This window comes from Bradyrhizobium genomosp. III, from assembly GCF_000261705.1.
In the GTDB taxonomy this organism is placed as follows: domain Bacteria; phylum Pseudomonadota; class Alphaproteobacteria; order Rhizobiales; family Xanthobacteraceae; genus Bradyrhizobium; species Bradyrhizobium ottawaense.
Genome location: NZ_AJQF01000148.1, coordinates 1 through 9933 on the forward strand (window position 1 = coordinate 1; position 9933 = coordinate 9933).

Genomic DNA, 9933 nt, shown 5'->3' on the forward strand with positions numbered 1-9933 from the left:
GGGCGCGATCTCTATTGGTGGCATCCGCTGGTCTCCGGTGATCCCAACACCGTGCATGACGCCGGCGTCTCCGTGCGCGGACGGGTGGAAGGCAGCGAGGACGAGATCCCGGACGAGGAGCTCGAGGACCACATCGTGCAATGGCCGGCGCTGCTGCCGAAACGAGCCCGCCTGAAGCGACGTTCGAAGGACTGAACCGCCGTCAGGTCTTGCGCGGCGATCACGTCTTCGGGATGGCCCGGGGGCGGGATGCACCCATGCGCCGCGGTGCCTGCCCGGGACAAACTTTGCTGTCTACATTGGGCTGCATAGAACGAATCCTTTGCGGCGTTGTGCCGCCACACGGCATCCGAGCGAGATGAACAAGTTCGACCGGCAGAGCAGTTCTGCCGACATCCAGACTTTGCCTGACGATATCGCCGAGGAGCTGTCCCGGCTTCCGAGCGAAGTCATCAGCGTCGATGACGCGCCGTCGATCGCGCCGCCGGTGCCGCTGTCACAGGACGAGGTCCGCACCATCGTCATCAGCCTGATGCTGACGATGTTCCTGGCAGCGCTCGACCAGACCATCGTGGCGACCGCGCTGCCGACCATCGGGCGCCAGTTCCAGGACGTCTCCAATCTCTCCTGGGTCATCACCGCCTATCTGCTCGCCTCGACCGCGGTCGCGCCGGTGTTCGGCACGCTCAGCGACATCTACGGCCGCCGCGTCATGATCATCATCTCGCTCAGCCTGTTCGTGGCGGGCTCGGTGCTGTGCGCGATCGCGCCGAACATGCCGATGCTGATTTTGGCGCGCGGCCTTCAGGGGCTCGGCGGCGGCGGCATCATGCCTGTCGTGCAGACCGTGATCTCCGACGTCGTCTCCCCGCGCGAGCGCGGCCAGTACCAGGCCTATTTCTCCAGCGTCTGGATGGTCGGCGGCATTTTGGGCCCGGTCATCGGCGGCGTGTTCGCCGAGCATCTGCACTGGTCGATGATCTTCTGGATCAACCTGCCGCTCGCGGCCGCCGCCATCGTGATGCTGCTGCCGAAGATGAAGAAGATCCCGGTGTTCCACCGCAAGCGCAAGGTCGACTGGCTCGGCGGCGTGCTGCTGATGGCCTCCGCCGTCGTCTTCATGCTGGTGCTGACCTGGGGCGGCACGCGCTATCCCTGGCTGTCGCCGACCGTGCTGGCGATGGTGGGCGGCGCGGTCGCGCTCGCGGTCAGCTTCGTGTGGCACGCCCGGCGGGCCGACGAGCCGTTCCTGCCGTTGAAGCTGCTGACCGGATCGGTGGCGCCGTTCGCGCTGACCGCCGGCGGCTGCGGGCTCGGTGCGATCACCGGCCTCACCGTGCAGCTGCCGCTTTATTACGAGTCGGTCTACCACCTCACCGCAAGCGAGGCCGGCCTTGCGCTGATCCCGCTCGCGGCGGTCTCGACCGTCGGCGCGGCCGTCGCCGGTCGCACCATGGCCCGTGCAAAACACTACAAGCGCGTCGCCATCATCGGCACGTCCTGGGCCGCGCTGTGCGGCCTCGGCCTCACGCTCACCACTCTGCCGCTGTGGGGCTTGCTCACGCTGATGGCGGCGTTCGCGCTCGGGCTCGGCACCACCTTCCCGGTGTGCGTGGTCTCGCTGCAGAACTCGGTGGCGCGCCCGCAGGTCGGCACCATCACCGGCGCGATGAACTTCTTCCGCTCGCTGATGTCCTCGTTCACGGTCGCCGCGTTCGCCGCGATCCTGCTGGTCGCGCTCGGCATCGACGTTCCGCTCGCCGGCGAGCACCACGCCGCGGGCGCCGTCGCCATTCCCGCTGAGGACATGCGCCACGCGTTCCGCTACGTGTTCGGCGCCGCCACCGCGCTGATGACCATTGCCGCGCTGTGCCTGATCGCGATGGAGGAGCGGCCGCTGGCCGGTCCCGCCACGGCGCAGCCGGTGGAGATGGCGGAGTAGGCGCCTAGCCGCCGCGGTCGGGATCGTCGTCGGCATTGCCTGCGCCCGTCTTCCGGGCTTTCGCCGCGAGCTGCTCTTTGAGTTGCGCCAGCGCGCCAGCGGACCAGTCATGGACATCGGTCACCGCGATCCAGGCATCGACATAATGCTCGGGCGCATAGACATGGCCAAAGCCCATCGGCGTGTTGGTCGCAACCGCCATGTCGAGGGCGAGCTGGAGCATCGTCACGATCGGATACCATCGCAGCTCCGGTGACACGTCCGGCCCGCGCGGCGCGCTCATCCAGGCCGGGGCCTGGTAGGCATCGCGATAGGCGAAGAAGGTGATCGCGTCGCTGGCATATTGCAGGTAGACGACGCGCATCGGACCCCACGGCGCGTCTGCCGGAACCGTCGATCCGTTCTGGTTCATGAAGCGCACGAAGCGGTTGTCGCGGAATTGCGGCAGCCACGCCGGCGATCCCGGATTGCGGTTCGCCGTGATCGAGCGCCACAGGCGGCTCTCGAACGGCGCCCCGCTCCATAGCGCGCCGGCGATGGGATCGCCGATCATCTCGAACAGTTCCGCGGATTTCTCCGAATTCATGGCGCCGAGGCTGAGCCCGTGCAGATACAGTTTCGGCCGCTTGTCCCTCGGCAGCGTCGTCCAATAGCCGTAGATCTCCGCGAACAGCGCGCGCGCCGCCTCCGCGCCGTATTCGGGCTGAAACAACAGCGACATCGGGCTGTTGAGATAGGAGTACTGCATCGCAACGCTGGCGACGTCGCCATGGTGGAGATATTCGACCGTGTCCATCGCAGCAGGGTCGATCCAGCCGGTGCCGGTCGGCGTGACGACGATCAGGATCTTGCGATCAAAACCGCGCTGGCGCTTGAGCTCCTCGAGCGCAAGCCTGGCGCGCGCCTGCGCGGTGGCGCCGCCGGCGAGGCCGACATAGACCCGGACCGGGTCCTGCGCCGGCCTTCCGCTGACGGCACTGATCTCGGTTGCGTTCGGACCCGAGGCAATGAACCGGCGTCCCGTGCGTCCGAGCTCGTTCCACTTCACCAGCGACGCCGGGCTTCCCGTCCGATCGGCGGCGGTCGGTTGCGGCCGCTCGGGCTCGTGCAAGGCGTCGAGCTCGCGGAAGGACGAATCGAGTGCGCGAAACGCCGTGTTGATCAGGACATTGCTGGCGATCGACCAGAGTAGCAGGCCTGCGGCGAGTACGCCGATGACGTTGGCGAGTTTCCGCGGAATGACGCGCCTCGTATGCGTGGCGAGGAAGCGGGCGAGGAGTGCGAACAGCCGTCCCAGCACCAGCAGCACGACGAAACTGACCAGGGCGATGACGCAGACCTTGAGCGGATGCGCGGTCTCGACCGGCGCCATCTTCATCACGGCGCGGATCGAGTTCTGCCATTCGGCTGCGCGCCACAGGAAGACGATGACGACGAGCAGGCAACCAACTGCCGCCAGCGCATTCGCAATCGATCTGGCGCGCGCCGAAGGCTCGGGCAGCTCGAGATAGTGCCACAGCCGCCGCCACAGCACGCCGGCGAAATAGCCGATCGCAAAGCAGCCGCCGGCGAGGACACCTTGCGTGAGATAGCTCCTGGGGATCAGCGTCGGCGTCAGTGCAGCCGCGAAGAACAGCGCACCGAGCATGAGGCCGACGCCGGATAGCGAGAGGAGTTGTCGCCGAATGAACCGCGCCAGATTCATCAAAACGCCTCCCGGGCGAAGTTGTCCTCAGGGCTTGTCCGAAAAGCTGCTCTTGCGCGGCAGCACAATCGTGAATTCGGTGAACTCGCCGGGCGTGGTCGCGACGTCGATCGTGCCGCCATGCTGCTTCACCACGATATCGTGGCTCATCGACAATCCGAGGCCGGTGCCTTCACCGGCCGGCTTGGTGGTGAAGAATGGATTGAACATCTTCTCCTTCACCTCGTCCGGGATGCCCGTGCCGTTGTCGCGGATGCGGATCTCGACGTGATCGCCGCGGTCGCGGGTCGCGGCGGTCACGACCGGCTCGTAACCCGTCGCCGCGGTCTCCGCCTTGCGCCTGGCGACCGCATGGAATCCGTTTCCGATCAGGTTCAGCAGCACCCGGGTGATCTCCTGCGGGAACACATCGGCCGAGCCTGCCGCCGGATCGAGCTCGCGCTTCAGCGTCACGTCGAACTGCGGCTTCTCGGCCCGTGCGCCGTGATAGGCGAGGTTGAGGCTCTCCTCGACCACGGCGTTGACGTCGCTCAACCGATGCTCGCCGCCGCCCTCGCGCGAATGCAGTAGCATGTTCTTGACGATGGAATCGGCGCGCCGTCCATGCTGGACGATTTTCCCGAGATTGTCCTTGAGAAGCCCTGTGAGCTCGTCGACTTCGCTGCGGACATCACCGGCGAGCGTCACGGGCGCGAGCACCTCGTTCAGTTCGTCGGTCAGCTCGGCGGACAGCGAGGCAAAATTGTTGACGAAGTTGAGCGGGTTCTTGATCTCATGCGCGATGCCGGCGGTGAGCTGGCCGAGGGAGGCGAGCTTCTCGGTCTGGACCAGCCGATCCTGCGCCGCGCGCAAATCGTCGAGCGACTTCGCAAGCTCCCGCGTGCGGTCCTGCACTTCGTCGAAGAGGCGCACATTCTCGATCGCGATGACGGCTTGGTCGGCGAAACTGGTAACGAGTTCGATTTGCTTTTCGCTGAACGGCCGGATCGCGCGACGTGCGAGAACGATAGCGCCAACAGTGCTGCCTTCGCGCAGCAGGGGCACGCCCAGGAAGCTGCGCGGATTTCCGCTCAATTCCTGGCCTTCAAAGGAGTAATCGGGGTCCTCGAGCACATCGGTGACATGAACAACCTTGTCGCCGAGCAGAGTCCTGCCCGTGATGGTACGCCTGTCCGGCCGGACCGGAAGATCTCTTACATATTCGACGAATTTGGCTGGAAAGCCGTAGGAGCCCGCCCGGAAATAGGTGCTGCCGGATTTGCGGGTAATCGCCGCCATATCGGCCTCGCATAGTCGCGCCGCCGATTCGACCAGCGTATCGAGCACGGCCTGCAAGTCGAACGCCGAGCGGCTGATAACCTTGAGCACGTCGGCAGTCGCCGTCTGTTGTTGCAGCGACTCGGTCAAATTCTCGGTGCGCTGACGCAATTCACCGAGCAGCCGCGCGTTCTCGATGGCGATCACGGCTTGCGCCGCGAACTGCTTCAGCAAGGTGATCTGCTTCTCCGAGAAGGGTCGGTTCTCCTGCCTGAAGATCATGACGTTGCCGACCACGCGCTCGTCCTGGAGCAGCGGCACCGCGAGCAGGCAGCGGGCGCCGCCGAGATCGACCAGCGCCCGACGGTTCGGCTCGCCGCTGCGATAGACGTCGGACTCCAGCAGGTCGACGATTTCGACGAACGGTTCGCCCTTCAAAAGACGCGCCGGCGCAGTGGCCGGACCATAGTTGAGGGGCGCCTTGCGCCGGAATTCATCGTAGGCAGGCGGCAGGCCGTAAGTTGCGGCCGTGCGGAACTGCATGCCGTCGTAGGTGTTGAGTACGCCGAAACTGGCGCCGCAGAGCTGCATTGCCTTGCTGAGCATCGCCTCGAACACCGGCGCGAGATCCCCGGCCGATCGGCTGATGACGCTGAGCACCTCCGATGTTGCAGTCTGCTGCTCCAGTGACTCCGCAAGTTCGTGCGTCCGCGCCTGCACCTCGTTGAACAGGCGCGTGTTCTCGATGGCGATCACGGCCTGGTCGGCAAAGGTCTGGAGCAGGGCGATCGCCTTGTCCGGGAAAGGACCGGCCTCGGGCCGCGTCACGCCAATGGTGCCGATCGCAACGCCGTCGCGCAGCATCGGGATCACGAGGATGCTGCGATAGCCTCTGGTGCGCGCCAGCTCCTTCATGGCGTCCGTGAGGTCGCCTTCGTTCTGCATGTCGCTGCGGAATGCGAACTTTCCGCTCGTCGCCACCCGGCTGTGAATGCCGGATGCCGCCAGCGGCGCCGGGAATGAGCTGAGCAGATCCGCGTTGCCGGCCTCGTTGTCGGTGGTGAAGGCCGCCAGGTGCAGCAGGCCGTCGATGACGCGGGTGACGGCGGAGGAATGTCCGCCGATCAGCGCCTTGGCGCTGTCGGAGATCGCCTGGAACACCGGCGTGACGTCGGCAGGCGAAGCCGCGATCACCTTGAGGATGTCGGCGGTCGCGGTCTGACGCTCCAGCGCCTCCCGCGTCGCATTGAACAGGCTGACATTCTTGATCGCGATCACCGCCTGATCGGCGAAGGTCTGCAGCAGCCGCACATGATGCTCAGTGAAGGCGCCGGTCGCACGGCGCGTCGTGATGATGATGCCGATCGCTTCGCCCTCGCTCATCAGCGGCGCGAACAGCATGCTGCGATAGCCGCGGGCGCGGGCGATGTCGCGGGCGGCCGGCTCGAGCTCGGTGTCGGGCAGTTGCGCCGCCGCACCCTTGGCCACGAGCTGGTAGGGCGGGAACTGCGCGAACGGCACCGGGAACGAGGCCTGCAGCACACGATCGCCGGCCGGATCTGTCGGCGTGAAGGCGGCAAGGTGCGCAGCACCGTCGACATAGCGCAGCACGGCCGTGGAGAAGCCACCGATCAGCCGGTTGGCGTTGGCCGCAATGGCCTCGAACACCGGCTGCACGTCCGAGGGCGAGGCCGCCATCACCTTCAAAATGTCCGCCGTGGCGGTCTGGCGCTCCAGTGCCTCGCGCGTCGTGTTGAACAGCCGTGCATTCTCGATCGCGATCACGGCCTGGTCGGCAAGGGTCTGGAGCAGCTGCACGAGGTCGGGCGTGAACGCGCCAGGCTCGGCGCGGGTGACGCTGATCATGCCGACCGGGGTGCCCCGGTTCATCAGCGGCATGAACAGCACGCTGCGGAAGCCGCGCAGCCGCGCCAGATCGCGGTTCAGCTGCGGCACGTCGGCGGCTTCGCTGTCGGGAAACTGGATCGTCTCGCCGCCACGCACCAGCGCAAAGGTCGGAAACTCCGCGATCTTGCGCGGGAACGACGCCTTGAGCCCTTCGTCCGCTTCCGGACTGGTCGGCGTGAACGCCACGAGATGCAGCTCGTCGCCGATGAATTGAAGCACGGTGGCGGAGAAGCCGTCGAGCAAGCGCTTGGAACTCGACGCGATCGCCTCGAACACCGGCCGGGCATCGGAGGGCGAGGCCGCGATGGTGCGCAGGATCTCGGCGCTGGCGCTTTGGCGATCCCGCGCAGTCGCGAGCTCACTGCGCAGCTGCGCGGTCTCGGCTGCGGCCGACAGCAATCGGCGCTCGAGTTGTTCGATTTCGTTGGAAGGGGACGTCATTCCTGATCCGGCTCGATGCCGCGACATGCGCGGCACCTGCCCGGATTATCACATCTTCCGCGCCCTGAGCCAGCGGTTGCGGCGGAGGCCCGTCTCACGTCCCCGGCCGCGACACCTCCGTCTCCTTGCTGGTGATGAACTCCAGCAGCACCGGAACGCCTTCCTGCGTCTTCTGGATGCCGCGTTTGATCGCGGGGATGATGTCTTCGGGCTTGGTCACCCGCTCGCCATAGCCCCCGAAGGCCCGCGCCATCGCGGCATAGTCGCCGGAGATGTCGGTCGAGCGATATTTTTCGGTCGAGACCGGCATCACCTTCAGCTCGATCGCCATCGAGAAATTATTGAGCAGGATCGACATGATCGGGATGCGCTCGCGCACTGCGGTCTCGAAATCCATGCCGGTGAAGCCGATCGCCGCATCGCCCCAGACATTGATGCAGAGCTTGTCGGGCTTCGCGAGCTTGGCGCCCATGGCAAGGCCAAGGCCGTAGCCGAGTTGCGTCGTCTTGCCCCAGCCGAGATAGGTGAGGGGTTTCGTCGATTTCCAGAACGGGGAGAGCTGGTCGCGCGGACTGCCGGCATCGTGCGTGATGATGGTGTTGTCGATGTCGACGGTGTGTTGCAGGTCCCATAGCACGCGATAGGGGCTCAAGGGGGCGTCATTGCTGGTGAGCTTCGGCATCCATTTCGCCAGCCACTCCTCGTGCGAGGCCGCGATCTCGGCCGCGACCGCGGAGGCATCACGGTCCGCGGTGACGGACTTGCCGACCTCCTCCAGCAGCGCGTCGAGCACGAGCCCGGCGTCGCCGACGAGGCCGATTTTCGCTTCCACATCCTTGTTGAGATGATTGGGATCGAGCGTGGAATGGATGATGGTCTTGCCCTTCGGCATCGCGATGCCGAAGTTCGTTTCGGTGAACGAGCAGCCGATGCCGAGGATGACGTCGGCCTCGGCGAGGAATTTTGGCACCGCGCGCGGCACCGCGAGGCCGCCGGAGCCGAGCGAGAGCGGATGGGTTTCCGGGAACGAGGATTTGCCCCCTAAGCTGGTGGTGACGGGAATCGCCAGCCGCTCCGCGAGCCGCTTCAGTTGCGGCCAGGCCTGCGCGTAATGCACGCCCTGGCCGGCATAGAGCACAGGCCGCTTCGCATTGACGAGCAGGGAGGCGGCCTCCTTCACATGCACGGGGTCGGCGCCGTAGCGGGTGCGCAGCACCGGCGTGTAGTCGAGCGGCTCCGGCACCTCCTCGTTCCACATGTCGGAGGGGATTTCGACGATGACTGGGCCGCCGCGGCCGTTCTTCAGCTTGGTGAAGGCGCGGCGGAAGATGTTGGCGACCTCGGTCGCCAGAATGATCGGCTCGGACGATTTCGCAAAGGGCTTCATCGCCTCGCTGGAATTGAAGTTCGGCTCGATATGCGCCAGCCGGCGCTGATAGCCCATCGGCAACACCAGGACGGGAACGGACTCGCCAAAGCATTGCGCGACGCCGCCCATCGCATTCTCCGCGCCGGGTCCATGCTGCATGCAGAACGCGCCGATGCTGCGTCCCGACGTCACCCGCGAGATCGCATCCGCCATGTGGATGCCGACGCGCTCCTGCCGCACCATCACAGGGCGGATCTCGGCCTTGGCGGCGTGCTCGATCAGATGGTTGACGGGATAGCCGCAGAGGATCTCGATCCCCTCGCGCCGCATGATTTCCGCAATGGCGGTGCCGAGCTTCATGGCGTCTCTCCCTGGGCAGGCCGGTTGGTCCGGCGTTGGGGAGAGAGAGGATCAGGAAATTGCGGGAGGGTAAAGTGCGGGACGCGAAGGAGGCGGTAGGTCAGCTATGCAGCGCGCTGCCATAGCCCGGAGGGAGCGAAGTGCAATCGGGGATAGCTGCACCCGCTGCGCCGGCCCCGGATTTCGCTTTCGCTCCATCCGGCCGACGGGAAGCTCCGTCCTACTTGCAGTTTCGGCAGATCATCAGCTTACGCTTCAACGCCTCATCTTCCTGATCGATCAATTGCTGAGCCGTGTTGCCTTGCGTATCCGGATTGGGCGTGGAGCCTTTTGCCGCGCGCGACCTGATCGGCCGCGTCGTCCGATCCGGAGTGTCATTGTCGTCACTGGTGGCACGGAAGCCGTCATAGTCGGCGGCAGAATTCGGCGCTTGTGGAAGTCCGCCAGTCGGGGGTGTCGGTGATATCCTGTCCGACGCTGCCGGGGAATTTTTGGCATTCGCCCGTGGCGGCGATGCCTTGGGCGGAGCAAGCGAAACCGGCGGCGCGGTCTGTCCCCTCGCGCTGTCCTGAGACCAGACGCCGGCAAGCAAGAGGCTGAGTGCCAAGAGCGTCACGCTTCTCATCCGCATCTTCAACAGCTCCGGTCCATCGATTGACAGCATGGTTCGTCGAGCCACGCCGTGCTGAAGACTATCAGGACTCACATGGCGGTCAAAGTTCCGCAGCCGGATCCGGGGAAGATGCATCTGTGGGAGCGGCGCTCGAATTCGGCTCCGCGGCATCGGGGGCTACGATCGCTTGTGTTGCCTGTCGGGCAAAACACACCAGCGGTGGGTCTATGGCTACGTCTCAAAATATTCGCATTTACAGAAATTCTGCTTTGGCGTACAAGCCGACACATCCCGCCCGCCACGAGGGGCGTTTCGCGATCGTCACGAGACGCGGGCCG

At 65.5% G+C, this 9933-nt stretch carries 4 protein-coding genes and 2 pseudogenes; 2 read left to right on the plus strand and 4 right to left on the minus strand.

Annotated features, from left to right (window positions below; all coding sequences use genetic code 11):
• Both IC66_RS0112640 and IC66_RS0112645 read left to right on the plus strand, forming a co-directional pair.
• Positions 1-195: pseudogene (locus IC66_RS0112640) on the plus strand (YcgN family cysteine cluster protein); the annotation flags it as partial.
• 163 nt (positions 196-358) lie between these two features.
• Positions 359-1942 (plus strand): MDR family MFS transporter, encoded by a 1584-nt coding sequence (locus tag IC66_RS0112645; RefSeq protein ID WP_028142995.1) that lies wholly within the window; start codon positions 359-361, stop codon positions 1940-1942.
• Between the two features lie 4 nt (positions 1943-1946).
• Here IC66_RS0112645 and IC66_RS0112650 read toward each other — a convergent pair whose 3' ends face one another.
• From IC66_RS0112650 to IC66_RS43350, 4 genes and pseudogenes are all read right to left on the minus strand, one after another.
• Entirely contained in the window at positions 1947-3647 is a 1701-nt protein-coding gene (locus IC66_RS0112650; protein ID WP_038947864.1) for an alpha/beta hydrolase, read from the minus strand.
• A gap of 27 nt (positions 3648-3674) precedes the next feature.
• Positions 3675-7253 carry a GAF domain-containing sensor histidine kinase gene (locus IC66_RS0112655; RefSeq protein ID WP_038947865.1) on the minus strand — a complete coding sequence of 1193 codons (3579 nt, stop codon included), beginning with the start codon at positions 7251-7253 and terminating at the stop codon, positions 3675-3677.
• 94 nt (positions 7254-7347) lie between these two features.
• A pseudogene (locus tag IC66_RS0112660) lies at positions 7348-8985 on the minus strand (thiamine pyrophosphate-requiring protein); the annotation flags it as partial.
• A 217-nt stretch (positions 8986-9202) separates the two neighbouring features.
• Positions 9203-9613 carry a hypothetical protein gene (locus IC66_RS43350; RefSeq protein ID WP_085968364.1) on the minus strand — a complete coding sequence of 137 codons (411 nt, stop codon included), beginning with the start codon at positions 9611-9613 and terminating at the stop codon, positions 9203-9205.
• Between the last annotated feature and the right edge of the window lie 320 nt (positions 9614-9933).

Excerpts from the sequence above, each read along its gene's own strand:
- IC66_RS43350 (WP_085968364.1), bottom strand. The coding sequence starts at position 9,613 with ATGCGGATGAGAAGCGTGACGCTCTTGGCACTCAGCCTCTTGCTTGCC.
- IC66_RS0112650 (WP_038947864.1), bottom strand. The coding sequence starts at position 3,647 with ATGAATCTGGCGCGGTTCATTCGGCGACAACTCCTCTCGCTATCCGGC.
- IC66_RS0112655 (WP_038947865.1), bottom strand. The coding sequence starts at position 7,253 with ATGACGTCCCCTTCCAACGAAATCGAACAACTCGAGCGCCGATTGCTG.
- IC66_RS0112645 (WP_028142995.1), top strand. The coding sequence starts at position 359 with ATGAACAAGTTCGACCGGCAGAGCAGTTCTGCCGACATCCAGACTTTG.